The organism is Corynebacterium sp. HMSC056F09 (assembly GCF_001815785.1).
GTDB classification, from domain to species: Bacteria; Actinomycetota; Actinomycetes; order Mycobacteriales; family Mycobacteriaceae; genus Corynebacterium; species Corynebacterium hiratae.
Genome location: NZ_KV821885.1, coordinates 44,890 through 69,050, shown reverse-complemented (window position 1 = coordinate 69,050; position 24,161 = coordinate 44,890). Strand labels below are relative to the sequence as shown.

The 24,161-nt window shown below is 61.4% G+C and carries 22 protein-coding genes; 10 read left to right on the top strand and 12 right to left on the bottom strand.

Features of this window, described 5'->3' with window-relative positions; all coding sequences use genetic code 11:
• Positions 1 to 60 precede the first annotated feature (60 nt).
• From HMPREF3056_RS00435 to HMPREF3056_RS00405, 7 genes are all read right to left on the bottom strand, one after another.
• Positions 61 to 489, bottom strand: a complete 429-nt coding sequence (locus HMPREF3056_RS00435; RefSeq protein WP_010186729.1) for a metal-sulfur cluster assembly factor — start codon at positions 487 to 489, stop codon at positions 61 to 63.
• Complete coding sequence (gene sufU / locus HMPREF3056_RS00430) at positions 490 to 939, bottom strand: Fe-S cluster assembly sulfur transfer protein SufU (RefSeq protein ID WP_046649118.1); 450 nt, start codon at positions 937 to 939, stop codon at positions 490 to 492.
• Positions 936 to 2,183: a cysteine desulfurase gene (locus tag HMPREF3056_RS00425; RefSeq protein WP_046649117.1), complete on the bottom strand. Its 1,248-nt coding sequence runs from the start codon at positions 2,181 to 2,183 to the stop codon at positions 936 to 938. The genes sufU and HMPREF3056_RS00425 overlap by 4 nt, the downstream gene beginning before the upstream one ends.
• Before the next feature lie 79 nt (positions 2,184 to 2,262).
• Positions 2,263 to 3,021, bottom strand: coding sequence for a Fe-S cluster assembly ATPase SufC (gene sufC / locus HMPREF3056_RS00420; protein WP_046649116.1), 759 nt, complete (start codon positions 3,019 to 3,021; stop codon positions 2,263 to 2,265).
• A gap of 27 nt (positions 3,022 to 3,048) precedes the next feature.
• Entirely contained in the window at positions 3,049 to 4,239 is a 1,191-nt protein-coding gene (gene sufD / locus HMPREF3056_RS00415; protein WP_049157436.1) for a Fe-S cluster assembly protein SufD, read from the bottom strand.
• On the bottom strand, positions 4,240 to 5,646 hold the full coding sequence (gene sufB / locus HMPREF3056_RS00410) for a Fe-S cluster assembly protein SufB (RefSeq protein WP_198525939.1): 1,407 nt from the start codon (positions 5,644 to 5,646) through the stop codon (positions 4,240 to 4,242).
• 61 nt (positions 5,647 to 5,707) lie between these two features.
• The gene (locus HMPREF3056_RS00405) at positions 5,708 to 6,358 is read right to left on the bottom strand and encodes a helix-turn-helix transcriptional regulator (protein ID WP_246822451.1); all 651 of its coding nucleotides are present in this window, start codon (positions 6,356 to 6,358) and stop codon (positions 5,708 to 5,710) included.
• A gap of 198 nt (positions 6,359 to 6,556) precedes the next feature.
• Here HMPREF3056_RS00405 and mptB point away from each other — a divergent pair, with 198 nt between their 5' ends.
• The 5 genes from mptB (at position 6,557) to HMPREF3056_RS00380 (ending at position 12,229) form a co-directional block, all read left to right on the top strand.
• A complete protein-coding gene (gene mptB, locus HMPREF3056_RS00400; protein WP_049157439.1) occupies positions 6,557 to 8,293 on the top strand; it encodes a polyprenol phosphomannose-dependent alpha 1,6 mannosyltransferase MptB in 1,737 nt (578 codons plus the stop codon).
• A gap of 6 nt (positions 8,294 to 8,299) precedes the next feature.
• Positions 8,300 to 9,214 (top strand): ABC transporter ATP-binding protein, encoded by a 915-nt coding sequence (locus tag HMPREF3056_RS00395; protein ID WP_049157441.1) that lies wholly within the window; start codon positions 8,300 to 8,302, stop codon positions 9,212 to 9,214.
• 62 nt (positions 9,215 to 9,276) lie between these two features.
• Complete coding sequence (locus HMPREF3056_RS00390) at positions 9,277 to 10,038, top strand: ABC transporter permease (RefSeq protein ID WP_070547338.1); 762 nt, start codon at positions 9,277 to 9,279, stop codon at positions 10,036 to 10,038.
• 82 nt (positions 10,039 to 10,120) lie between these two features.
• Positions 10,121 to 11,134, top strand: a complete 1,014-nt coding sequence (locus tag HMPREF3056_RS00385) for a COX15/CtaA family protein (RefSeq protein ID WP_070681236.1) — start codon at positions 10,121 to 10,123, stop codon at positions 11,132 to 11,134.
• A 126-nt stretch (positions 11,135 to 11,260) separates the two neighbouring features.
• Positions 11,261 to 12,229, top strand: a complete 969-nt coding sequence (locus tag HMPREF3056_RS00380) for a quinone oxidoreductase family protein (protein ID WP_049157446.1) — start codon at positions 11,261 to 11,263, stop codon at positions 12,227 to 12,229.
• Between the two features lie 4 nt (positions 12,230 to 12,233).
• Here HMPREF3056_RS00380 and HMPREF3056_RS00375 read toward each other — a convergent pair whose 3' ends face one another.
• Positions 12,234 to 13,178, bottom strand: a complete 945-nt coding sequence (locus HMPREF3056_RS00375) for a heme o synthase (protein ID WP_049157448.1) — start codon at positions 13,176 to 13,178, stop codon at positions 12,234 to 12,236.
• A 315-nt stretch (positions 13,179 to 13,493) separates the two neighbouring features.
• On the opposite strand from HMPREF3056_RS00375, the gene tkt reads away from it, so the two are divergent.
• The 5 genes from tkt (at position 13,494) to pgl (ending at position 20,131) form a co-directional block, all read left to right on the top strand.
• Positions 13,494 to 15,569, top strand: coding sequence for a transketolase (gene tkt, locus HMPREF3056_RS00370; protein WP_210401766.1), 2,076 nt, complete (start codon positions 13,494 to 13,496; stop codon positions 15,567 to 15,569).
• A gap of 41 nt (positions 15,570 to 15,610) precedes the next feature.
• Entirely contained in the window at positions 15,611 to 16,699 is a 1,089-nt protein-coding gene (gene tal / locus HMPREF3056_RS00365; protein WP_070753897.1) for a transaldolase, read from the top strand.
• A gap of 209 nt (positions 16,700 to 16,908) precedes the next feature.
• A complete protein-coding gene (gene zwf / locus HMPREF3056_RS00360; RefSeq protein ID WP_369799708.1) occupies positions 16,909 to 18,360 on the top strand; it encodes a glucose-6-phosphate dehydrogenase in 1,452 nt (483 codons plus the stop codon).
• 21 nt (positions 18,361 to 18,381) lie between these two features.
• Positions 18,382 to 19,314, top strand: a complete 933-nt coding sequence (locus tag HMPREF3056_RS00355) for a glucose-6-phosphate dehydrogenase assembly protein OpcA (RefSeq protein WP_046649108.1) — start codon at positions 18,382 to 18,384, stop codon at positions 19,312 to 19,314.
• A gap of 55 nt (positions 19,315 to 19,369) precedes the next feature.
• Positions 19,370 to 20,131 (top strand): 6-phosphogluconolactonase, encoded by a 762-nt coding sequence (gene pgl, locus HMPREF3056_RS00350; protein WP_070547342.1) that lies wholly within the window; start codon positions 19,370 to 19,372, stop codon positions 20,129 to 20,131.
• 110 nt (positions 20,132 to 20,241) lie between these two features.
• Here the strand turns inward: pgl and secG are convergent, their stop codons facing one another.
• The 4 genes from secG to gap form a co-directional block, all read right to left on the bottom strand.
• Positions 20,242 to 20,475, bottom strand: coding sequence for a preprotein translocase subunit SecG (secG, locus tag HMPREF3056_RS00345; RefSeq protein WP_046649106.1), 234 nt, complete (start codon positions 20,473 to 20,475; stop codon positions 20,242 to 20,244).
• Between the two features lie 181 nt (positions 20,476 to 20,656).
• Positions 20,657 to 21,436 carry a triose-phosphate isomerase gene (gene tpiA / locus HMPREF3056_RS00340; protein WP_046649105.1) on the bottom strand — a complete coding sequence of 260 codons (780 nt, stop codon included), beginning with the start codon at positions 21,434 to 21,436 and terminating at the stop codon, positions 20,657 to 20,659.
• 44 nt (positions 21,437 to 21,480) lie between these two features.
• Entirely contained in the window at positions 21,481 to 22,698 is a 1,218-nt protein-coding gene (gene pgk / locus HMPREF3056_RS00335; RefSeq protein ID WP_046649104.1) for a phosphoglycerate kinase, read from the bottom strand.
• 207 nt (positions 22,699 to 22,905) lie between these two features.
• A complete protein-coding gene (gene gap, locus HMPREF3056_RS00330; RefSeq protein ID WP_046649103.1) occupies positions 22,906 to 23,913 on the bottom strand; it encodes a type I glyceraldehyde-3-phosphate dehydrogenase in 1,008 nt (335 codons plus the stop codon).
• Positions 23,914 to 24,161 lie beyond the last annotated feature (248 nt).

Here is a 24,161-nt window from a genome sequence, read left to right as displayed (position 1 = left end):
GTCATGTTGTGAAGACCTTAGGCGCCTCGGGCTGACGGTAATGGGGACTTGCAGCCGAAACTAGACGGCGAAGCCGAGGGCCTGGAGCATCTCGCGGCCCTCCTCGGTAATCATGTTCGGGCCCCACGGCGGCATCCAGACCCAGTTGAGCTGGACTGCCTCGGCGAGCTTGTTGCCTACGATGACATCCTCGATCTGTTCGCCGATGACATCGGTGAGAGGACAGGCCGGGGAGGTCAGCGTCATGTTAATGACGCAGGTGTTCTTGCCGTCAATATCGTCGAGCCAGACGTCATAGACCAAGCCCAGATCAACGATGTTGATTCCAAGCTCTGGGTCGATGACATCACGAAGGTACTCGGTGATATCGAAGGTCTTCGCAATCTGCTCTTCGGTCTGTTCAGGCTTGACAGCAGCGCCATCGAAGGAGGCATTCTGGTCCTGGTAAGGATCGGTGCTGCCACCGGTGGTTTCAGTGTTATCAGCCATCTACTTCTCCAATTCGTTCAACGCTTCCACGGTGGCGGCTTGGAAAGCCTTCCACCCGAGGAGAGCGCACTTAACACGGGCGGGGAACTTGGCTACGCCGGCGAAGGCGATGCCGTCCCCGATGATCTCGTCGTCACCTTCCACTTCGCCGCGGGAGGTCACCATCCTCTCGAATTCGGCCAGCTTGGCGTTTGCCTCCTCGAGGGGGATGCCGACGATTTCCTCCGCCATAACAGAGGTCGAGGCCTGCGAAATGGAGCATCCCTCGGCGTCGTAGGACACGTCCTCGACGGTTGTGCCGTCGGGGGAAAGCTTCACGCGGAGGGTGAGTTCATCACCGCAGGAAGGGTTGACGTGGTGAACTTCTGCCTGGCCTTCGCGCAGGCCAGAGAATTTCGGGTTCTTGTAGTGGTCCAGGATGACGTCCTGGTACATGGAATCTAGGTTCATTCGCTCACTCCAAAGAAGGTGCGGGCAGCCCGCACCGCCTCTATGAGGGCGTCGACCTCGTCCTCAGTGTTGTACAGGTAAAAGCTAGCGCGTGCGGTCGAATTAGCCTGGCACGCGCGGTGCAGCGGCCACGCACAGTGGTGGCCGGTGCGGATGGATACGCCATGAGAGTCAAGAACCTGGCCTAGGTCATGCGGATGGATCCCATCCACGATGAAGGAGACCGCTCCTCCGCGATCCTCGGTGTTTTCAGGCCCGATGATACGCACGCCGGGGATCTCGGCAAGCTTCTGCAAGGCCAGTGCAGTGAGTTTCTGCTCGTGGGCGTGGATGGCCTCCATGCCCACCTCGCTCAAGAACTTCACTGCTGCACCAAGGCCCACAACCTGGCTGGTCATTTGGGTTCCGGCCTCGAAGCGGGTGGGTGGCGCGGCAAACGTCGAGCCTTCCATCTTGACTACTTCGATCATGGAACCGCCGGTGAGGAAAGGCGGCAGCTGCGCCAGCAGCTCTTGCTTACCGTAGAGCACGCCCACGCCGGTCGGCCCGCACATCTTGTGCCCAGAGAACGCGGCAAAATCCACATCAAGTTCGTGGAAATCCACCGGCATGTGCGGCACCGACTGGCAGGCGTCGAGAACCACCATGGCACCTACGGCACGGGCACGACGTACCAACTCTGCGACGGGAGCCACGGCCCCGGTCACGTTGGACTGGTGGGTAAAAGCCACGACCTTCACGGAGTCATCGAGCTCAAGCGAATCGAGATCAATGCGGCCGTCCTCGGTCATGGAGTACCACTTCAGCGTCGCGCCGGTGCGCTGGCACAGCTCTTGCCACGGCACCAAGTTCGCGTGGTGCTCCAGTTCGGTGACCACGACGGTATCGCCCTCACCGACATAAAGCTCGCCGGCGCGCTCATCACTGAGCACGTAGGCAACCTCATTGAGCGCTTCAGTGGCGTTCTTGGTGAAGGCAATCTCATCGCGGTCGGCACCAACGAAGGCGGCGATGGCCTGGCGAGCGGACTCGTACGCGTCATCGGCCTCCTCCGCCAGCTGGTAGGAACCGCGGTGCACCGGAGCGTTGGTGCCGAGCACGAACTCCTCCTCGGCCTTCCATACCGGCAGGGGACGTTGCGAGGTCGCTCCCGAATCCAGGTACACCAAAGGTTTACCGTCGCGCACCGTGCGCGAGAGGATAGGGAATTGTTCCCGAATCGCATTAACGTCTAGTTCAGGCATAGGTCCTTGTGCTCGGTTCTTTTTCTCTAGCGTGTCGTGGTGTGGTCTGTCGTGGTGTTACCGGGGTCGGCGGTACAGCCTACTTGAGGAACTGCTCGTAGCCGTCTGCCTCAAGCTGGTCAGCCAGCTCGGCGCCGCCGGTCTTGATGATCTGTCCGTCGGCGAAGACGTGAACGAAGTCCGGGACAACGTAGTTGAGGATGCGCTTGTAGTGCGTGATGAGGAGGATGCCGCCGTTGGTCTCCTCCTGATAGCTGTTGATGCCATCGGAGACGACGCGCAGGGCGTCGACGTCCAGGCCGGAGTCGGTCTCGTCCATGACGGCGAACTTCGGTTTGAGGATGTCGAGCTGCATGACCTCGTGGCGCTTCTTCTCACCACCGGAGAAGCCCTCGTTCACGGAGCGGTGTGCAAAGGACTTATCGATGGCCAGCTTCTCGCGGGCCTCGGTGAGCTCCTTGTTCCACTCGCGCAGCTTCGGAGCCTCGCCACGGATAGCGGTCACGGCGGAGCGCATGAACTGCGACATCTTCACGCCCGGCACCTCAGTCGGGTACTGCATGGCCAGGAAAAGACCAGCGCGGGCGCGCTCGTCGACTTCCATCTCGAGGATGTTCTCGCCGTCGAGAAGCACCTCGCCCTCGGTCACCTCATACTTGGGGTGACCGGCGATAACGTAGGACAGGGTGGACTTGCCGGAGCCGTTGGGGCCCATGACGGCGTGGGTCTCACCGGAATTGATGGTGAGGTTGACACCCTTGAGGATCGGCGTGGGCTCACCGTCCTCCTCGTGTGGGAGCACCTGCGCGTGGAGATTCTTGATTTCCAGAGTAGACATTGAGTTGGTACCTGCTTTCGGGAAGTTTTAAGCGTTGATCTTGGCGAGCTCGTCGACGACGCGGGATTCCAGATCCTCGCGCAGGGACTCGACCGGGATGCGGGAGATGACTTCGGAGAAGAAGCCGCGGATGATGAGGCGGCGTGCCTCGGCGGCAGGAATACCGCGGGACATGAGGTAGAACAGCTCAAGGTCATCGAAGCGGCCCACCGTTGCGGCGTGGCCAGCACCGACGATCTCACCGGTCTGGATCTCCAGGTTCGGGATGGCGTCAGCGCGCGCACCCTCGGTGAGGATCAAGTTGTTGTTCGTCTCATAGGTGTCCGTGTTGTTCGCATTCTTGCGGATGAGCACGTCACCGACCCAGCAGGTGCGGGCCTCCGGGGTGCGGGAGGCGGAGCCGGCCTCGGCCTTCTGCGCAGCAGTAGCACCCTGCAGAGCGCCCTTGTAGAAGACGCGAGAGCGGCAGTTCGGCACGTCGTGGTCCACCAGCAGGCGGTTCTCGAAGTACTGGCCGGCATCAGCAAAGTAGACGCCGAGCAGCTCGGCATCGCCACCGGGGCCATCGAAAACTACGCGCGGAACAAGGCGCACAATCTCGCCGCCAAAGATGGCGGTGTTGTGGCGCAGTACGGCGTCGCGGCCCACCTTCGCAATCTGATGGGACAGGTGCACTGCATCGTCTTCCCAGTCGGCGTCGACGACGACGGTGACCTGGGAGCCGTCGCCCAGCACGAACTCCACGTTGTCTGCGTGGGTACCGGAACCGACGTACTTAAGAACGATGGTGACCTCCGCGTGATTGCCCACGTGGATGGAGGTCGCACCAAAGGAGGTCACGCCCTCACCAGCGCCGGTGATGGTGATCTCCACCGGCTTATCCAGTCGTGCATCGGCGTCAACGCTGACGATCTGCGCCTCCGGCATGGAGCACCAGGCCTGAGCTGCAACGCGGTCAGCAGGTGCACCGGCGGTGCCGAGGCGGTCGTCGTCAGGCGCCACGGTCTCGGCCGTTACGCCCTCCGGGGCCACCACGTCAATCTTCTGGGCGGTTGCCGGCGCGAACTCACCATTGTGCAGGCCGCGCAGGTTACGCAAGGAGATGAAGCGCCAGACCTCGTCGCGGCCGTGCGGGACCGGGAAGTCCTCGACATCGAAGGAGGTGAACTGGTCTCCCTTAGTGACGTCAGCCGGATTAAATTCGTTGGAAGCTACCACTTAGCCCACCGATCCTTCCATCTGCAGCTCGATAAGACGGTTCAGCTCCAGCGCGTATTCCATCGGGAGCTCCTTTGCAATCGGCTCGACGAAGCCGCGCACAATCATCGCCATGGCCTCTTCCTCAGCGATACCGCGGGACATGAGGTAGAACAGCTGCTCCTCAGAGACCTGGGAGACCGTTGCCTCGTGGCCAAGGTTGACGTGATCATTGCGGATGTCGTTGTACGGATACGTATCCGACCTCGAGTCATTGTCCACAAGCAAGGCATCACACTCAACATTGGCAGCGGAGTTCGTAGCGTTAGCGTTGACCTGCACCAAGCCGCGGTAGGCCGCGCGGCCGCCGTTGCGGGCCACGGATTTTGAGACGATGTTGGAGGACGTGTTCGGCGCCATGTGGATCATCTTGGAGCCGGTATCCTGGACCTGGTTATCGCCAGCAAAGGCCAAGGAGAGGACCTCACCCTTGGCGTGCTCGCCGGTAAGCCAGCAGGACGGGTACTTCATGGTGACCTTGGAGCCAATGTTGCCGTCGACCCATTCCATGGTGCCGCCCTCTTCGACCTTGGCGCGCTGGGTCACCAGGTTGTAGACGTTGGTGGACCAGTTCTGAATGGTGGTGTAGCGGCAGCGGCCGCCCTTCTTCACGATGATCTCGATGACACCGGTGTGCAGCGAATCCGAGTTGTAGATCGGCGCGGTGCACCCCTCGATGTAGTGAACGTAGGCTCCCTCCTCCACGATGATGAGGGTGCGCTCGAACTGGCCCATGTTCTCGGTGTTAATGCGGAAGTAGGCCTGCAGCGGAATATCCACGTGAACGCCCTTCGGAACGTACACGAAGGAACCACCGGACCAGCAGGCGTTATTCAGCGCGGAGAACTTGTTGTCGCCGGCCGGAATCACGGTGCCGAAGTACTCTTGGAGGATCTCCGGGTACTCGCGCACCGCGGTGTCGGTATCAACGAAGATAACGCCCTGGGCCTCCAGGTCCTCGCGGATCTTGTGGTAAACCACCTCGGACTCGTACTGCGCGGCAACACCGGAGACCAGACGCTTCTTCTCAGCATCCGGGATTCCCAGCTTGTCGTAGGTCTCCTTAATGTCGTCCGGCAGGTCATCCCAGGTTTGGGCCTGCTTCTCGGTGGAGCGGACAAAGTACTTAATGTTGTCGAAGTCGATTCCGGACAGATCTGGGCCCCAGGTCGGAACTGGCTTCTTGTTGAAGACGCGCAGCGCCTTCAGACGGGACTCGAGCATCCACTCCGGCTCGTTCTTCTTCCGAGAAATATCGCGGACGACGTCCTCACTCAAACCGCGGTGTGCTGCCTGGCCGGCTTCGTCGGAATCGTGCCAGCCGTACTCATAGCCGCCGATGGAGGAGATGATCTCGTCATCGCTCATCTTGGTTTCAAGGCCTGGTGCCGGTTGTGCCTGTGTCAAAGCCCGCTCCTTTCTAGTTCGATTAGTTCTTTCCCGGTTCCGCCGCGGAAGGCGGGACTGGGGTTAAGGGGATATTCGTGGTGCAGATTCCGTGACCGTCCGCAATGGAGGCCAAGGGCTGCACATGTTTGCCTAATAGCGCGGAGAAGACTTCCTGTTCAGCTTCACACAACTCCGGATGCTCGGCCGCCACGTGGGCGACCGGGCAATGGTGCTGGCAAATCTGTACTCCGTTGCCCACCGACGTCACTGTGGCCGCGTAGCCATGCGCGTCGAGCACTTCGGCCAGCTGACGCGCCACCTCCGGAACGGATTCCTGATCTTCCACCAGGGGCTTCACGTCGTCCACGAGGCGCTCGAAGCGAGCCTTGGCGAAGCGACGAACAGCTTCCGGCCCGCCCGCTTCGCGCAGTGCGGTGAGCGCTTCCGCCGCCAGCTGATCGTAGGCGTGCCCAAATTGGGCGCGGCCCTGATCCGTGAGGCGGAAATGCTTAGCGGGGCGACCACGGCCCACCGACTGCCCAGGGCGGGCTGATGGGCGGCGATGCACCACCTCGGTGAGTCCTTCCTCCACCAAAATGTCTAAGTGCCGACGGATGCCGGCTGCAGAGAGACCGAGACGTTCACCCAAATACGACGCCGTTACCGGGCCGTCCTTGAGAAGCAACAACATGACGTGTCGGCGGGTGTCGCCCTCAGTCGAGCGAGTCTCCCTAGGTAGCTCCTTCGTCACGGTGTACACCTCCTTGAATGAAACACTCTCTCTTTAGACAACACTAGTGTTCCTTAATTCATTCCCGATTTCCACTCTTTCATTCGTGTCGCGGGCAGCTCGTCCTCTCTCAGCACCGAGCGACTAAGGTAGACACTCATGAATATGGAGCGCGATTACACCCGATCGGGGCGATTGCACCGCGTCTTTTGGGGCGTGCGCGATGAACTCCCCCGCATGGGCCTGCCCGGATCCCGTTCCGCGCTCTTGCACCAAGATTTTCCAGATTCTTCCGACGGTGCAGAGGGCGCCGCGCTTGGCGACGTCCACCGCCACACCATCGCCCAGCTGCGCACGCTCTTTAGCCTCCGGTGGCTCGGCACCATTGGTGCGCTACTCATTGCGCTCGGCGGATTGGGCGCCGGTGCGCTTCCGGTGGTGGGCAACCCCTATGAGTCTCTGCCTTTTGGCTCGCTCATGACGCGGATGCTGCAGTCAGCCTCCGCCATCGTGTTCATCGGGGTCGGTTTCATGGTCACGGCGTGGATTTGCATGGCACCGCTGGTGGGCGCGCCCCTGCGCCTACAGAAGCCGGCCAAGGTTCGGCGCTTTAGCCACTCGCCCCGGGTGGTCACGCAGAGCCAGATGTGGCGCACCTGGCTAGGGTGGGTTCTCCCGCTTTTGGTGACCGCTCCCCTGTTCACGCAGGACATTTACTCCTACCTCGCTAACGGCTCCATCGTGCTCCAAGGCCTCGATCCCTATTCGGCGGGGCCGGTGGAGCTACTAGGCGCCGATAACGACCTGGCCCGCTCCGTCCCGTTCATCTGGGCGAACTCACCTTCCCCTTATGGCCCTGTGGCGCTAGGTGTAGCGGCGGTGGTCAGTTGGCTGACCAACGACTCCATTATCTGGGGTGTTGTCCTGCACCGGGTACTGTCCCTCGTCGGTATCATCGCCGCCGGTTGGGCCATCGCGCGGCTTGCTACGCGCTGCCGAGTATCCCCGGAGGCAGCGCTGTGGCTGGGCATCCTTAACCCTTTGACCATCCTCCACCTCGTCGGAGGCATCCACAATGAATCCTTCATGCTGGGGCTAGCTCTCGTCGGTGTGGAGCTGGGGTTGCGGGCGGTTAACGATTCCCACGAGGCCCGCTGGCGAGCATGGTCGCTGTTTATCGCATCTGGCGTCCTGATCTCGTGTGCCGGAATGGTCAAGGTGACTGGCTTTATCGGCCTCGGGTTCGTTGGCATGGCGGCGGCACGCAGGCTCGTCGACAAGCACGGCGTGTCCGGCGTGCGGGCAGTGCTGGGCGCCGGGGCCGCGCAGCTTCTCCTGCTTGCCACCTCCATCGCCGCAGTGACGGTACTCACGGGGATCGACATTGGTTGGGTCTTTGGCCAGGGCGGCGCGGCCACCATCCGGTCGTGGCTGTCTGCGACGACCTCCGTAGGCGTCGGCGCCGGCTTCCTTGGGATGCTGTTGGGATTGGGTGATCACACCGAGGCCATCCTCACCGTGACCCGGACTGTGGGCGTCATCATTGCCGCGGGCTTTATGATCCGCATGCTCTTTGCCACCTACCGCGGTGCCATCCACCCTGTGGGCGGCTTGGGGGTATCGACCTTCGTGCTCGTGGTGTTCTTTCCTGTCGTCCAACCCTGGTACATCCTGTGGGCGGTGCTGCCGCTGGCGGCCTGGGCCAACCGGCGCTTCTTCCGCATGGCGGTGATCATCTATTCCGGGTTCATGAGTTTCATCGTGCTTCCCCGCGGCCTCGGCCTTCCCCCAGGGACAGTCTTCGTCATTTACCTCGCCGCCTTGGTGACATTCCTCGTCCTCGCCGGCGTGGGGTGGGTTGCTTTGCGCAGGGCGGGCGTACGTGTCCTAAACTAGCGATTCGTGACTACATCAGCTCTTGTCTTAGATAACGTCATGAAGACCTATGGCGACGTCAACGCAGTGAATGGGCTGAGTTTCCGCGCCAATTACGGCGAGATCCTGTGCTTGCTGGGCCCTAACGGCGCAGGCAAGACCACCACCATCGAAATGTGTGAGGGTTTCAAGAAGCCTACGTCGGGCCGCATCGAGGTGCTGGGTCTTAACCCCGCGCGCAATCCCGATGCTGTGCGCTCCCGCATCGGCATCATGCTGCAGGGCGGCGGCTCCTATTCCGGAATCAAAGTCAAGGAGATGCTTGAGCTTAGCGCCTCCTATAACGAGAATCCCTTGGACCCGGAGTGGCTGCTGGACACGCTCGGACTGCGCGGGGTGGCGAAGAGCAGCTACCGCCGCCTGTCCGGCGGGCAACAACAACGTCTTTCCCTAGCCCTAGCGATCATCGGGCGCCCAGAGTTGGTCTTTCTCGATGAACCCACCGCAGGAATGGATGCCCAGTCGCGCCTTGCCGTGTGGGACCTCATCCGCGCCCTCCGAGCCGATGGCGTAACCGTCATCCTCACCACGCACCTCATGGATGAAGCGGAAGCGCTCAGCGACCGCGTCGTCATTATTGACCACGGCCAACTCGTGGCGAGCGGCACCGCAGCATCGCTGACGGACTCGGCCGATGTTCCACAGGTGAATTTCGATACCGCCACACCGGTGGACCTCGAGGCGCTGCGGGACGCCGGCATCGCGGCGGAAGCTCTCCGCCCCCTGCATTACCGTCTCACCTCGGAGCCCAGCCCCGCCGGCATCGCGGCGCTGGCTTCATGCTTGGCCGCGCAAAACGTCATCCTCCGCAACCTGCACACCTCACACCGGAATCTCGAAGAAGTCTTCCTCGATCTCACGGGCCGCGACATGCGCAGCTAGAACTGCCCCTCGGCCCTTCACCCCGATTCTTTCATCATGTTGTTTGAACAAGGAGAAGCTCCATGAGCACCTTCGCACCCGGCACTTTTAGCCCGCACCCGCAGCGCGTGGGTGTAGCGGCCATGGCACGTGCCCAAGGGGCTATCGAATCCAAGCTCATGCTGCGTCACGGCGAGCAGCAGCTGCTGAGCATCATCATCCCAGTGGCCATCTTGATCGGCGCTGCGACACTGCAAGACAGCACTGGCCACGGCGTGGAGGAAATCTTCCCCATGGTGCTGGCCGTTGCGGCGACCTCCTCCGGTTTCACGGGTCAGGCCATCTCCTTGGCTTTCGACCGTCGCTATGGTGCGCTGAAACGCACAGGCGCTTCAGGCGTTCCTGCCTGGGCCATTGTGGTGGGAAAGATTCTCGCCGTGCTGTCGATGGTGGTGCTCCAGGTCCTCGTGCTGGGGACGATCGCCGCCTTCCTGGGGCTGCGCATCACCGCTGGGGGCGCGGCCATCGGCGTGCTCACCCTCGCCTTGGGTGTGGCCACGTTTACGGCCTTAGGCCTACTGCTCGGCGGCACGCTGAGTTCGGAGGTGGTCTTGGCGGTGGCCAACCTCATTTGGTTTATCCTTCTCGGCACCGTCGGATGGGTCATGTTTTCCCAGGGGCTCGGTGATAACGGGGTGTTGACCCTCGTACCCACCGTGGCAATGGCCGCCGGACTCGATACCGCCCTTAACGGGTCCTTCCCGGGCTTTGAGCTCCTTGTACTCGTCGGTTGGTCAGCGGTGGCGTCGTTTGCCGCAGTGCGTTGGTTCCGCTTCGAGGGCTAAAAGTGATTCTTCTCCCTTGCGTGGTGTGACCCACCCGTCGATATTGGTTCCCGGATGGGGCCGGGCGGTAGGCTGAATAGCCGTGAGTACCGCCAATATTTCCTCTCCTCAACATTCCACCGCGCCCGCTGCGCCGACCACCGGTCCCTCGGTGAAGACGCAGCGCATCGTCGCGCTCATCCTCCTGCTCTGCCAGGGTGGCATTACAGTATCGGGTTCCATCGTGCGCGTAACCGGCTCCGGCCTTGGTTGCGTCACCTGGCCTAACTGCCACCCTGGTTCCTTGGTTCCCATCCAGGGCGCGGCTCCCATGCTCCACCAGGCCATTGAGTTCGGCAACCGCCTGCTGACTTTTGTTGTGGCGGCGGCGGCCATCGCCAGCATTGTGGTGGTCCACAAGGCGCAGCGTCGCAAGGAGCTCAAGGTCTATGCCTGGGCGGGGCTCGCAGGTGTTTTCGTGCAGGCACTCATCGGCGCTCTGTCGGTCGTGCTGAAGCTTTCTTGGTGGAGTGTGGCAATTCACTTCCTCCCATCTATGGTCCTAGTGTGGATTGCGGCCATGCTGTTCTCCCGTATTAACGAGCCCGATGACGGCACTCCCACTCGCCTCTTCCCCGCCGCAGTGCGCACCCTCGCGGTGGTGGCCACTGTAGCCCTGTCCATCGTTCTGCTGACCGGCACCTTTGTGACTGGCTCGGGTACTCACTCCGGTGATGCCGGTGTGGGCATGGAGGGCCGCCTCGGCGTGGACACCTATGGCATGGCCATCATTCACGCGGTCTGCATGTACGTCTACTTGGCGCTGACGCTCATCGTGGTCTTCCTCCTGCACCGCACCGGCGCTCCCAAGGTGGCCAAGAAGGCCGGCTGGGTGCTCATTGCTTGCATCGTTATCCAGTGGGCTATCGGTGTCACCCAGTTCTATCTCCACATCCCTCGCTGGACTGTTCCCTTCCACGTGGGCATGTCCTCAGTGGTCACGGCCTTCACCGCCGTGCTGTGGGCGCATGGCTTGCGCCGCGTCGGAAACGAGGATGACACTACTGCAAGCACTGCCCAGCGCGGTGACGAGAACGTTCCCGCCGCCCAAGGCTAAGCAGAGTCAGCGGAGCCAGTAAAGCCACTACAACAGGTACTCGTAGCGCCGCCGTTCTCACCAGGAAGTGAGGATGGCGGTGCTTTTTGCTGCGCGGGTGTCTGTGCTTCGTTTAGCCTAGACACCATGCATGCTATTCAGGTGACCACGACCGGAGGGCCCGAGGTCCTCACCTACGCCGAGGTAGAATCCCCCACGCCGACGAAGGAGCAGTTGCTTGTCGACGTCTCCGTGGCCGGTGTCAACTACATCGACACCTACTACCGCGAAGGCATCTACAACGCCTCCGTGCCTTTCATCATCGGTCTCGAAGGAACCGGACGCGTTGTGCACGACCCCCAGGGAGAAATCGCCCCGGGCACGATGGTGGCCTGGGATCACGCTTTCGGCTCCTATGCGGAGCAGGTCTGCGTGCCGCGCGACCGCGTGGTGGCCGTCCCCGACGAGATTCCCTCCGCCGTCGCCGGTTCGATGCTCCTGCAGGGCATGACGGCGCACTACCTCACCCACGGTGTGTATCAGCTAGGGGAAGGAGCATCCTGTCTGATCACTGCCGGTGCAGGCGGCGTGGGCTTGATCCTCACCCAGATGGCGAAGTCCCTGGGCGCCACCGTCTATTCCGTGGTCTCCACGGATGAGAAGGAAGAGCTGGCCTATGGCGCGGGCGCAGACCACGTGTTCCGCTACAGCAGCGGCTTGGCCGAGCAGGTGCGTCGTCACAACGGTGGGCGCGGCGTGGACGTGGTTTACGACGGCGTCGGCAAAGCCACCTTCGGTGAATCCCTTGAGGTTGTGCGACCGCGCGGCACGGTAGCGCTCTTCGGTGCCGCGTCGGGCCCCGTCCCGCCAATGGACCCGCAGCTGCTGAACAAGCACGGCTCCATCTTCCTCACCCGCCCCTCACTCGGCGCCTGGACCTCCCAGGAAGGCGAGTTCCAGATGCGCGCCCAGGCAGTGGTGCAGGCGGTCATCGATGGCGACCTCGACTTCCGCATCTCCGCAGAGTATCCGCTCGCCGAAGCTGCTCAGGCCCACCGCGACCTCCAAGAGCGCAAGACCACAGGCTCGATCGTCCTCCGGGTACGCGAAGACTAGCTCGCTAGAACAGCGCGGCCGACCATCCCAGCATGCGCCCGATGGGCTCCCAGCCCACGACTGCGTCGATGGACAGGCCGATAAAGAGCACCGACAGGTAGTTGTTGGAGTAAATAAACAGGCGCATGGGCTTGACCTTTGCGCCCTTCTTTACCCCTTGGTGCAGACGAATCGCCATCCAAAGGAAGACCGCGCCGGAAGACACCGCGGCCACCAAGTAGATCCACGAGGCCGCAGGGATGATAAGGAAGGTCACGATAACCGTTCCGATCGTGTACCACACGATTTGCCGGGTCACCTCTACTTCCCCGGCAACGACGGGCAGCATCGGCACCCCGGCCTTGCGGTAGTCCTCCTTGTACTTCATCGCCAGCGCCCAGGTGTGGGGTGGTGTCCAGAAGAAGATAATGAGGAACAGCACCACGGCCTGCCACCAACGGTCCGGCTCCCCCGCCGGTGCGTTATCACGAATGACGGCCCAACCCACCATGGCGGGCATACAGCCAGCGAGGCCGCCCCAGACGATGTTCTGGGAGTTCCGCATCTTGAGGAACTTCGTATAGACGATGACATAAAAGAAGTTGGTCAAGAGCACGAAGAACGCAGCCAACCACGAGTTAGCTAACACACCCAGCCAAAAGACGGATAGCGCCAACATGATCCACGCGAAGATCGCGGCATTGCGTCGCGAAATGGTCTTGCGCACTAGCGGCCGGGCACGGGTGCGCTGCATCTTCTGGTCGATCTCATAATCGACGACGTTGTTAAACGTGTGGGCAGCCGCGGCACCCATCCATCCACCGAAGATGGTGGAGACGATGAGCCAGAAGTTGGAGGACACTGCCTCGAAACCACGCTGCGCCTGGAGCATAGCCGGGATTGCCGCCACGAGGAGGAGCTCAATGATCCTCGGTTTCGTTAGCGCAAAATAGGCCTTGATGGTCTCCAAGGAACAATCCTCCGTATATCCGGCACGTGGGTGTATGGCTTATGGGTCTGACGTACTGGTCGGCTGCCCGCGCTAAAAAGTTCCCGAGAACTTTGTGGCGAATCCCCCAAGCGTTCTTCGGGGATAGTCGCCGCCCACTGGCTGACAGCGGGGCAACAGCGTCAACCATGCCAGACTACCGCCCGAAACCTGGTTTATATAATCCCCCGCCGAAGATCGAAAAACCTTTACACTGATTAACGGTATATCTGTTTCCAGAAGCGAAGTGAGGTTTTCGCCGTGTCGAACGAAAAGTTGTCCCCAGAACTGCAGGCTATGGTTGAGCGCCGTTATCCTTCGGACTGGAGTGACCTCGACACTCGCGCCGTGGATACCGTGCGCGTCCTAGCTGCCGACGCCGTCCAGAACTGCGGCTCCGGCCACCCCGGTACCGCCATGTCCCTGGCACCGCTGGCCTACACGCTCTACCAGCGCGTGCTAAACCACGATCCGGCCGATGTTCACTGGGCAGGGCGCGACCGCTTCGTACTCTCCGTTGGACACTCTTCCCTGACGCAGTACATCCAGCTCTTCCTCGGCGGCTTCGGTCTCGAGATGGAGGATCTCAAGTCGCTGCGCACCTGGGGCTCGAAGACTCCGGGCCACCCCGAGGTTCACCACACCGATGGCGTCGAGATCACCACCGGTCCCCTGGGCCAAGGCTTGGCGTCCGCGGTCGGCATGGCAATGGCCGCACGCAAAGAGCGCGGCCTGTTCGATGCCTCGGCCCCGGCCGGCGAATCCCCCTTCGATCACTTCGTTTACGTCATCGCCTCCGACGGTGACTTGCAAGAGGGTGTCACCGCTGAGGCTTCTTCCTTCGCGGGCACCCAGAAGCTGGGCAATCTCATCGTCTTCTGGGATGACAACCGCATCTCCATTGAGGACGACACCAACATTGCCTTCAACGAGGACGTGGCTAAGCGTTACGAGGCCTATGGCTGGCACGTGCAGACCGTGGAGTCCGGCGAAGATGTCGAAGCCATCGAAGCAGCTGCCGCCGCGGCACGCGCCGAAACCTCCCGCCCCTCCTTCATCCGAGTTAAGACCGTGATTGGTTACCCGGCACCGAACAAGATGAACACCGGTGGCGTCCACGGTGCAGCTCTTGGCGAGGATGAGGTAGCCGCCACCAAGGAGGTCCTCGGCTTCGATCCGGCGCAGTCCTTCCACATCGACGAGGAAGTCCTCGCACACACCCGCGAGCTGACCACTCGCGGTGCCGCGAAGCACGCAGAGTGGCAGGAAAAGTTTGACGCGTGGGCAGCTGCCAACCCGGAGGAGAAGAAGCTCTTCGACCGCCTCCAGGCTCGCGAGCTGCCGGCTGACTTCGCCGCAGAACTTCCGACATGGGAAGCGGGCGAATCCTTGGCCACGCGCAAGGCTTCCGAGGCCGCCATCCAGGCACTTGCAGCCTCCCTGCCGGAGATGTGGGGCGGCTCCGCCGATCTGGCAGGCTCCAACAACACGGTGATCAAGGGCGCGGATTCCTTCGGCCCAGAGTCCATCACCACCGATACTTGGACTGCCACCCCCTACGGCCGCAACCTGCACTTCGGCATCCGCGAGCACGCCATGTCCGCAGTCATGAACGGCATTGCACTGCACGGCAATACCCGCGTCTACGGTGGTACCTTCCTCATCTTCTCTGAGTACCAGTACCCGGCTGTCCGCCTCGGCGCGCTCATGTCCACCGATACCTACTACGTCTGGACGCACGATTCCATCGGGCTGGGCGAGGACGGCCCCACCCACCAGCCAGTGGAAACGCTCGCTGCCCTGCGCGCCATCCCCAACCTCTCCGTCATCCGCCCGGCAGATGCCAACGAGACCGCCCAGGCGTGGGCGGCGGCCCTTGAGTACAAGGCCGCTCCGAAGGGCCTCGCTCTGTCCCGCCAGAACCTGCCTGTACTCGAAGGAACCAAGGAGAAGGCTGCCGAAGGTGTGCGCCGCGGCGCCTACGTCCTCGTTGAGGCATCGAAGGAAACCCCGGACGTGATTCTTATCGCCACCGGCTCCGAGGTACAGCTCGCCGTGGAGGCCGCCAAGCAACTCGAGGCGGACGGTACCGCGACCCGCGTGGTGTCCGCGCCGTGCCTAGAGTGGTTCGACGAGCAGGACGCTTCCTACCGCGAGTCCGTCCTCCCCTCCTCGGTGCGCGCGCGTGTTTCCGTCGAGGCCGGTATCTCCATGCCGTGGCACAAGTACACCGGTTTCTTCGGCCGCACCGTGTCCTTGGAGCACTTCGGCGCTTCCGCACCTGCAGCGGAACTCTTTGAGAAGTTCGGCTTCACTGCCGAGGCCGTCGCTGACGCCGCCCGCGAGTCCCTCACCGCTGCTCAGGCAGGCTAACCCCCTACTGCTGTCCATTACGAAAGGACCCTGCACACACCATGACACATATTGATGAGCTGGCCCGTCTCGGTACCTCGACGTGGCTCGATGATCTTTCCCGCGAGCGCTTGGATTCCGGCAACCTCCGCGAACTCCTCGACACCAAGTCCATCGTGGGTGTCACCACGAACCCGGCAATCTTTGCTGCCGCAATGTCCTCCGGCACCTCCTACGATGCCGACATCGCAGCGCTGAAAGAAAAGTCCGCTACCGCGGACGACGCGGTGTACTTGCTCGCCATAGACGATGTCCGCAATGCCTGCGATCTCTTCACCGAGATCTATGAATCAACCGATGGCCGGGATGGGCGGGTGTCCATCGAGGTTGATCCACGAATCTCAGCGGATGCGGAGGCAACCTTGGCACAGGCCCGCGAGCTGTGGTCCAAGGTCAACCGCCCCAACCTCATGATCAAGATCCCGGCAACCGACGGTTCCCTTCCCGCCATCTCCGATGCTCTGGCAGAAGGTATTTCCGTCAACGTCACCCTGATCTTCTCTGTCGAACGCTACGCGCAGGTGATTGCCGCCTACAAGGAGGGAATTCAGCGCGCCGCCGAAGCAGGTAAGGATATCTCCACTATTCACTCCGTGGCCTCCTTCTTTGTCTCCCGCTTGGACACCGAAGTCGACAAGCGCCTCGAGTTGAACGGCTCTGATGAAGCCCTCGCGCTGCGTGGAAAGGCCGGCGTGGCCAACGCCCAACGCGCCTATGCGCTTTTCCTGAAGGAGTTCAAGGACAACGGTAGCGACTTGCCTTCCGGTGCCCACCCGCAGCGGCCACTGTGGGCGTCGACGGGAGTCAAAAACCCTGACTACCCTGCCACCTTGTACGTTTCCGAGCTCGCTGGGCCGGAGACCGTCAACACGATGCCCGAGAAAACCATTGATGCGGTTCTTGCGCAGGGGAACCTGCACGGCGATACACTGACTGAAGCTTCTGACGACGCAGAGAAGGTATGGGCACAGCTGGAGGCTGTCGGCATCGACTTCGCCGATGTTTTCACCGTGCTCGAGCAGGAGGGCGTCGACAAGTTCGTCGATGCGTGGGAGGAACTGCTTGCCTCGATGACAGACCGCCTCTCCTAAAAGAGCATGAGGTTTTAAGTGCTCACCATCGGCGCGCGCCACCAACGGCCATCCAACTGTGGCCGGCGGGGCGCGTGTCGCTATGCTGAGCTGTTGGACTAATCTCACACAGACCGAAAGGACACTTAGTGAGCACTACCAGCGCGTGGGTCAACCCGTTGCGCGACGCGAAGGACAAGCGCCTACCACGTATCGCCGGGCCATCCGGCATGGTGATTTTCGGCGTCACGGGTGACTTGGCGCGCAAAAAGCTCCTCCCTGCCATCTACGACCTGGCCAACCGAGGGCTGCTGCCCGCCGGCTTCACGCTGGTGGGCTACGGCCGCCGAGACTGGGACAAGCAAGCCTTTTGCGACTACGTCCGCGAGGCTGCCGAAGCGGGTGCCCGAACCACCTTCAGTGAGCATGTGTGGGAGCACCTCGCCAAAGGAATCGAGTTTGTCCAAGGCAACTTCGACGACGCTGGCTTTGATAAGCTCTCCGCCCGGTTGTCTGAGCTCAACGCTTCCCGCGGCACCGGCGGAAACTGGGCCTATTATCTTTCGGTTCCGCCAGAGTTCTTCTCCGATATTTGCCACCAGCTAGAGCGCGTCGGTATGGCGGACAGCACGGAAAGCTCCTGGCGCCGCGTCATCATTGAAAAACCTTTCGGCCACGATCAGGCTTCCGCGCGCCAGCTCAATGAGATCGTCAATGCCGTCTTCCCGGAGTCTTCGGTGTTCCGCATCGATCATTACCTGGGCAAGGAAACGGTGCAAAACATCATGGCGCTGCGCTTTGCCAACCAGATCTTCGAGCCGATGTGGAACGCGCACTACATCGATCACGTGCAGATCACGATGGCCGAAGACATCGGATTGGGCGGACGTGCCGGCTATTACGACGGCATCGGCGCTGCGCGCGACGTCATCCAGAATCACCTCCTGCAGCTATTAGCCCTCGTCGCCATGGAGGAACCCTCCTCCTTCGACCCAGAGGCGCTCCAGGCGGAAAAGATCAAGGTGCTGCGCGCCACCAACGCGGTACACCCGCTCAACAAGACCACCGCCCGCGGCCAGTACTCCGCCGGCTGGCAAGGCTCAGAGTATGTCAAGGGCCTGCGGGAGGAGGAAGGATTCGATCCGGAGTCCACGACGGAGACCTATGCCGCGTGTACCCTCGAGGTCAATTCCCGTCGCTGGGCGGGCGTTCCTTTCTACCTACGTACCGGCAAGCGGCTGGGCCGCCGCGTAACCGAGATTGCACTGGTGTTTAAGACCGCCCCGCACCAGCCTTTTGATCAGGGCCAAGCCGATGCGCTGGGACAGAATGCCGTGGTGATCCGCGTCCAACCTGATGAAGGCGTCACCATGCGCTTTGGTTCCAAGGTTCCGGGCTCCACCATGGAGGTGCGTGACGTCAACATGGACTTCGCCTATGCCGAGGCCTTTACGGAAGAATCGCCGGAAGCCTATGAGCGCCTGATTCTCGACGCCCTCTTGGACGAGTCCTCCCTCTTCCCCACCAACGAGGAAGTGGAGCTGTCGTGGTCCATCCTCGACCCCATCATTGAGTACTGGTCCAGTATCGGACAGCCGGAGCAATACCGCGCTGGCACGTGGGGGCCGGAGTCCGCTAATAGAATGCTGCGCCGCCGGGGTCATTCCTGGCGCCGTCCGTAGGTCCTTAGGAGGAATGGCCTTATGATTATCCCCTTGCCCGATACGACGACGCGCAAGATCTCTAAGAAGCTTGTAGAGATGCAGGAGCACTACACGCTCACGACCGGCCGGGTCCTCACGCTCATCGTCATGACCGAAGAGGGCGATGACCTGGACAACCTGCTCGCTTCGGTGCGCGATGCCTCCCACGAGCACCCATCCCGTGTCATCGTCATCGCTACTGGAAATCTCGACGAGGACACGCGGCTCGACGCCGAGTTGCGCGTCGGTGGCGAAGCGGGTGCCTCGGAGATCGTCGTCATGCACCTGCATGGCGCCCTCGCGGATCAGGCAGAAGCGGTAGTGACTCCACTGCTTCTTCCCGATACACCAATCGTGGCGTGGTGGCCTACGGCATGCCCGCCGTCCCCGTCCTCTGTTCCGATCGGTGCGCTGGCCCAGCGCCGTATTACCAACGTTGCCTTCGGCAGTGGAGTCGATCAGTACGACCTCCACGTGCTCTCCTCTGGCTATAAGCCCGGAGATTCCGACATGTCGTGGGGTGCCATCACCCTCTGGCGCGGTATCGTCGCTTCGGCCCTCGACAGGTTCCCGCACGAGCCGATCACCTCTGTGAAGATCTCCGGTGCCGAGCACCACGCCGCCGTCGACTTTGCTGCCGGCTGGCTTCTCGACGCCCTCTCCGTCCCCGTTACCCGTACTGTGTCGGACTGCGCGGCGGGTACCTTCCCGATTACCTCGGTGGTTTTCCAACGTCCCACTGCCGATGTTAGCGTCACTGTCGTTGACCCTGCGACAGTGAAGGTCAGTGTTCCGGGCTCCCCGGAATCACTCGTTAGCCTCGCGGTGCGTTCCGAAGCAGAAGTGCTCTCGGAAGAACTCCGCCATCTCGATGCGGATAAGACATACGCTCACGCTCTCCGCGCCTTAGCCCGCGTGGACTACAGTGTGTAGGCATAATCATTTCATCGTTTCCTAGTCTCATCATTCAGAAGGATCTTTCTGCACCATGGTCACGCTTCGCCGCGTTAGCGACATCGACGAGCTCATATCCTCCGCCGCACTCGCCTTTATTGAGACGGTTGCGGCGATTCAAGCCCCAGGCGGCGGCCTCCACAAGGATGGTGTCGCCCGCGTCGTGCTCACCGGTGGCGGAGCAGGAATAGGTATGTTGCGCGAGCTGGCGCGGCTTCACGACGCCGCACAACAGCAAGGCAGCGACTACCCAGCATTGGCGGTGGACTGGACGCGCATCCATGTTTTCTTTGGCGATGAGCGCAACGTGCCGGTGAGCGATCCGGACTCTAACGAGGGCCAAGCCCGTGAGGCTCTCTTGGCACACGTGGATATCCCGGAGCGCCACATTCACGGCTATGACCTGGGAGCCGTATCCATGGAGCACGCAGCACAAGCCTATGAGGGCGAGATCCGTGACTTTGCGCCGGAAGGCTTCGATATTCACCTGCTGGGCATGGGTCACGAAGGCCACATTAACTCCCTGTTCCCGCATTCAGAAGCAGTCTATGAAGACACCGACTATGCTTTCGCGGTCCACGACTCCCCCAAGCCGCCTTCTGAGCGCGTGACGTTGACTTACCCGGCCATCAACCGCTCCCAGCGCATTTGGTTCCTGGTTTCTGGTGAGGAGAAGGCCGAGGCTGTCTGCCACCTCGTGGCTGGCGCTGCGGCTGAGGACTGGCCGGCCGCAGGTGCTCAGGGCACTGAGGAAACGCTGCTGTTCTTAAGCGAGGATGCCGCGCAGCGTCTCTAGCAGCAGCTCCCCGGCGGCTTCTCTAGGGCCGCCGATGAAAACTACAACGCCGCGTCCTTCACCTTTATTGGAGGAGGACGCGGCGTTTGGCGTATGTGCGGCGGGACCTTTTAGCTATAAGCCTGCAGCAGGTTCAGAGCCACGATGCAGGCAAGCCAGATAACCACCATGACCACGGTGTAGCGGTCAAGGTTTTTCTCTACCACGGTGGAACCAGAGAGGTTGGACTGCACGCCGCCACCGAAGAGGCTCGACAGGCCACCACCTTTACCTTTGTGCAGCAGCACGAAGATAGTCATCAAGATTGCGGCAATCACGAGGAGGATTTCCAGTGCCAAGATCATGAAGTAGTTCCTTGTTTACGCGTATGTACAGTGAGTATGACGCGCGTTAGTGAATCACCGTGGTGAGCCACCGTCACGCGTGGGAAAAGGGCGCGAAGACAGCGCGCGCAATAATCCTCGATGATACACCACGTGGCGGGCCAGAAACTATTCCGACCCGCCACGGCAGGATGCGGGGAGATTAGGCGCCCTGGGCGGCGTTAGCCGCCAGCTTTGCGAACTCCTCGCCCTTGAGGGAGGCGCCGCCGACGAGACCACCGTCAACGTCGGGCTTGCCCACGATCTCCGCGATAGAGTCCACCTTGACGGAGCCGCCGTAGAGGATGCGGATGCCTTCGGCAACCTCGTCGCCGCCGAGCTCGCGGACGAGCTGACGAATAGCTGCGCACACTTCCTGTGCATCCTCAGCGGAAGCAACCTTGCCGGTGCCGATAGCCCAGACAGGTTCATAAGCGATGACGGTCTTTGCCAGATCCTCAGCGGACAGGCCCTCCAGGGAGTTACGGGTCTGGGTCACCACGTAATCGACGTGAGTGCCCTTCTCGCGGACATCCAAGGGCTCGCCGACACACACGATGGGGCTGATACCGTTGGCCAACGCCGCTGCGGCCTTTTCTGCGACGAGCTTATCCGTTTCGCCGTGGTACTCGCGGCGCTCGGAGTGGCCCACCACTGCCCAGGAGCAGCCCAGGGCGGAGAGCATCTTGCCGGATACCTCACCGGTGTAGGCGCCGGACTCGTGCTTGGAGATGTCCTGCGCGCCGTAGGTGAACTGCAGGTCGTCGCCGTCGACAAGCGTCTGGACCGTGCGAATGTCGGTGAACGGGACCATAAAAGCCACGTCGACCTTTTCGTAGTATTCCTTCGGCAAGGAGAAAGCGAACTTCTGCAGGGAGCCGATAGCTTCCTTGTGGTCGAGGTTCATCTTCCAGTTACCAGCGATAAGCGGGGTACGTGCCATGATTAGCCTTTCTCGAAGTCAGACTGTGTTGAGAGGATGGTTGATTAGGATTCCAGGACCTTGACGCCCGGCAGCTCCTTGCCTTCCAGGAACTCCAGGGAAGCACCACCACCGGTGGAGATGTGGGAGAAGCCGTCCTCGTCGAGGCCGAGCAGTCGGACGGAAGCTGCGGAGTCACCGCCACCCACGACGGTGAAGGAACCATTCTTGGCCGTGGCATCGATGATGGACTGCGCCACACCTGCGGTGCCCTTGGAGAAGGCTTCCATCTCGAAGACACCCATCGGGCCGTTCCAGAAGACGGTCTTGGAGGAAGCGATGACCTCATCGAACTTCTTCACCGATTCCGGTCCGATATCGAGGGACATCCATCCCTCCGGGATACCGTCGAGGCCCACAACCTTATTTTCTGCATCGGCATTGAACTCGGTGGCAGCGACGAGGTCGACCGGCAGGACGATCTTGTCGCCGAAGCGCTCCAGCAGCTCCTTGCAGTTGTCGATCTGGTCTTCCTGCAGCAGGGAGTTCTGGACGTTGTAGCCCTGTGCTGCCAGGAGGGTGTAGCACATTCCGCCGCCGATGATGACGTTGTCGGCCTTACCGGCAAGCGCCTCAATCACACCAAGCTTGTCGGATACCTTGGCGCCGCCAAGAACGACAACGTACGGGTGCTCTGGCTTCTCTGCTACCGCCGCCAGGGTTTCCACTTCCTTCTGCACGAGCTTGCCGGCGTAAGCAGGCAGGCGCTTAGCCACGTCGTACACGGACGCCTGTGCGCGGTGAACGACACCGAAACCATCGGAGACGAAAGCACCGTTGTCTGCAGCCAGAGCGACGAGTTCGTCAGCGAAGGCGCCGCGCTCTGCCTCGTCCTTCGAGGTCTCGCGTGGATCGAAGCGGACATTCTCCAGCAACAGGACATCGCCCTCGTTGAGACCGTTAGCGCGCTCGTGGGCGTCCTCGCCGCTGACATCCCCGGCGAGGGCGACATACTGATCCAGTGCCTCAGACAGAGCTTCTGCTACTGGGGCCAGCGAGTACTTCGGGTTGACCTCGCCCTTCGGGCGGCCCAAGTGCGCCGACAGGATGACCTTCGCACCGCCTTCAATCAAGGCCTTGATTGTCGGCAAGGAAGCGGTGATGCGGCCGGAGTCGGTGATGTTTCCTTCATCATCAAGTGGGACGTTGAAGTCAGAACGGACGAGGACGTGGCGGCCGGAGACGCCTTCTGCGAGCAGGTCGTCCAGAGTCTTGAAAGCCATGATGTTCTCCTTAAAAGTAGGTACTCAAGCTAAAGGTTAATGCTATTCAATGGGAAAGTGTGCTGGTTCCTTATAAACGACTATCGGCCCAGCGCACGCCACGAAATTATGGAGGGTGAGGCGTGGCGCATGGGCCGGTGTCTAGCCTGTGGAGCTGTCACAGGCGATCACAGCTTGGTTCACTGTGGTCATTCTAAAGAGTCAGCTTTAGAGCTTGGAGGCAACCAGGGAGGTGGTGCGCACGAGCTGGCTGGTGTAACCCCACTCGTTGTCGTACCAGCCAAGGACCTTGACGAAGTTGCCGTTGGAAACCTTGGTCATGCCCGCATCGAAGATGCAGCCGTGGGAGTCGGTGATGATGTCGGTGGAGACAATCGGATCCTCGGTGTAACCCAGGGTCTCGCCGAACTCGCCGGTGGCGGCTTCCTTGATAGCAGCGTTGATTTCCTCAGCGGTGACGTCGCGGGATGCCTGGAAGGTCAGGTCCGTGGCGGAACCGGTGATGGTCGGAACGCGCATTGCGTAGCCGTCGAGCTTGCCCTCCAGCTCTGGGAGAACCAGGGAGACGGCCTTTGCTGCACCAGTGGAGGTCGGAACCATGTTGACGGCTGCGGCGCGGGCGCGGCGCAGGTCGCGGTGCGGAGCATCCTGGATGCGCTGGTCACCGGTGTAGGCGTGGATGGTGGTCATCAGGCCCTTCTCGATACCGAACTTCTCGTGGAGGACCTTGGCCATCGGGGCCAGGCAGTTGGTGGTGCAGGATGCGGCGGAGATGACGTTGTGCTTCTCAGCGTCGTACTCATCGGAGTTAACGCCGTAGACGAAGGTTGCGTCGACGTTCTTGCCCGGAGCAGAGATGATGACCTTCTTGGCGCCGGCCTCAATGTGAGCCTTGGCGGCCTCACCATCGGTGAAGAAACCGGTGGACTCGATGACGATGTCGACGTTGTGCTCGCCCCAGTTCAGGTTCTTCGGATCGCGCTCTGCGGAGACTGCAATCTTGTGACCGTTGACGGTGATGGACTCGTCGTCGTGCTGGATCTCACCGTCGAAGCGGCCCAGAACCGAGTCGTACTTGAGCAGGTTGGCCAGGGTTGCGTTGTCGGTCAGGTCGTTGACTGCGACGACCTCGAGGTCATTGTTGCCCTGTGCGACTGCACGGAAGAAGTTGCGGCCGATGCGGCCAAATCCGTTGATACCTACGCGAATGGTCACTGTAATGTCTCCTCAAATAATCGAGTGAAGTTCTATCGTGGGGGCTTCCGAGACTTTGTCTTTATAGGCAGTGCGGTGGACCGTTCTTGCGGAACCGTTGCCCCTGCCACTTCCGTGACGTGCTCGGTGGTTTTCCCAACACGGCCGATAGTACCCACGGTTTGTGCATCCCGCAGTGCTCCTGCCGGTCCCCAACGCGAGTGGTCGCACGAGGCCAAAAAGAGGCGTATAGTGGTTGGGCCGTCGCA

What these genes read in the sequence shown, in the direction of transcription:
- tal (WP_070753897.1), top strand. Translation starts at nt 15,611, where the DNA reads ATGACACATATTGATGAGCTGGCCCGTCTCGGTACCTCGACGTGGCTC.
- pgk (WP_046649104.1), bottom strand. Translation starts at nt 22,698, where the DNA reads ATGGCTTTCAAGACTCTGGACGACCTGCTCGCAGAAGGCGTCTCCGGC.
- tpiA (WP_046649105.1), bottom strand. Translation starts at nt 21,436, where the DNA reads ATGGCACGTACCCCGCTTATCGCTGGTAACTGGAAGATGAACCTCGAC.
- HMPREF3056_RS00355 (WP_046649108.1), top strand. Translation starts at nt 18,382, where the DNA reads ATGATTATCCCCTTGCCCGATACGACGACGCGCAAGATCTCTAAGAAG.
- sufC (WP_046649116.1), bottom strand. Translation starts at nt 3,021, where the DNA reads ATGTCTACTCTGGAAATCAAGAATCTCCACGCGCAGGTGCTCCCACAC.
- tkt (WP_210401766.1), top strand. Translation starts at nt 13,494, where the DNA reads ATGGTTGAGCGCCGTTATCCTTCGGACTGGAGTGACCTCGACACTCGC.
- sufB (WP_198525939.1), bottom strand. Translation starts at nt 5,646, where the DNA reads ATGAGCGATGACGAGATCATCTCCTCCATCGGCGGCTATGAGTACGGC.
- HMPREF3056_RS00425 (WP_046649117.1), bottom strand. Translation starts at nt 2,183, where the DNA reads ATGCCTGAACTAGACGTTAATGCGATTCGGGAACAATTCCCTATCCTC.
- HMPREF3056_RS00380 (WP_049157446.1), top strand. Translation starts at nt 11,261, where the DNA reads ATGCATGCTATTCAGGTGACCACGACCGGAGGGCCCGAGGTCCTCACC.
- mptB (WP_049157439.1), top strand. Translation starts at nt 6,557, where the DNA reads ATGAATATGGAGCGCGATTACACCCGATCGGGGCGATTGCACCGCGTC.
- zwf (WP_369799708.1), top strand. Translation starts at nt 16,909, where the DNA reads ATGGTGATTTTCGGCGTCACGGGTGACTTGGCGCGCAAAAAGCTCCTC.
- sufU (WP_046649118.1), bottom strand. Translation starts at nt 939, where the DNA reads ATGAACCTAGATTCCATGTACCAGGACGTCATCCTGGACCACTACAAG.
- secG (WP_046649106.1), bottom strand. Translation starts at nt 20,475, where the DNA reads ATGATCTTGGCACTGGAAATCCTCCTCGTGATTGCCGCAATCTTGATG.
- pgl (WP_070547342.1), top strand. Translation starts at nt 19,370, where the DNA reads ATGGTCACGCTTCGCCGCGTTAGCGACATCGACGAGCTCATATCCTCC.
- HMPREF3056_RS00435 (WP_010186729.1), bottom strand. Translation starts at nt 489, where the DNA reads ATGGCTGATAACACTGAAACCACCGGTGGCAGCACCGATCCTTACCAG.
- HMPREF3056_RS00390 (WP_070547338.1), top strand. Translation starts at nt 9,277, where the DNA reads ATGAGCACCTTCGCACCCGGCACTTTTAGCCCGCACCCGCAGCGCGTG.
- HMPREF3056_RS00405 (WP_246822451.1), bottom strand. Translation starts at nt 6,358, where the DNA reads ATGTTGTTGCTTCTCAAGGACGGCCCGGTAACGGCGTCGTATTTGGGT.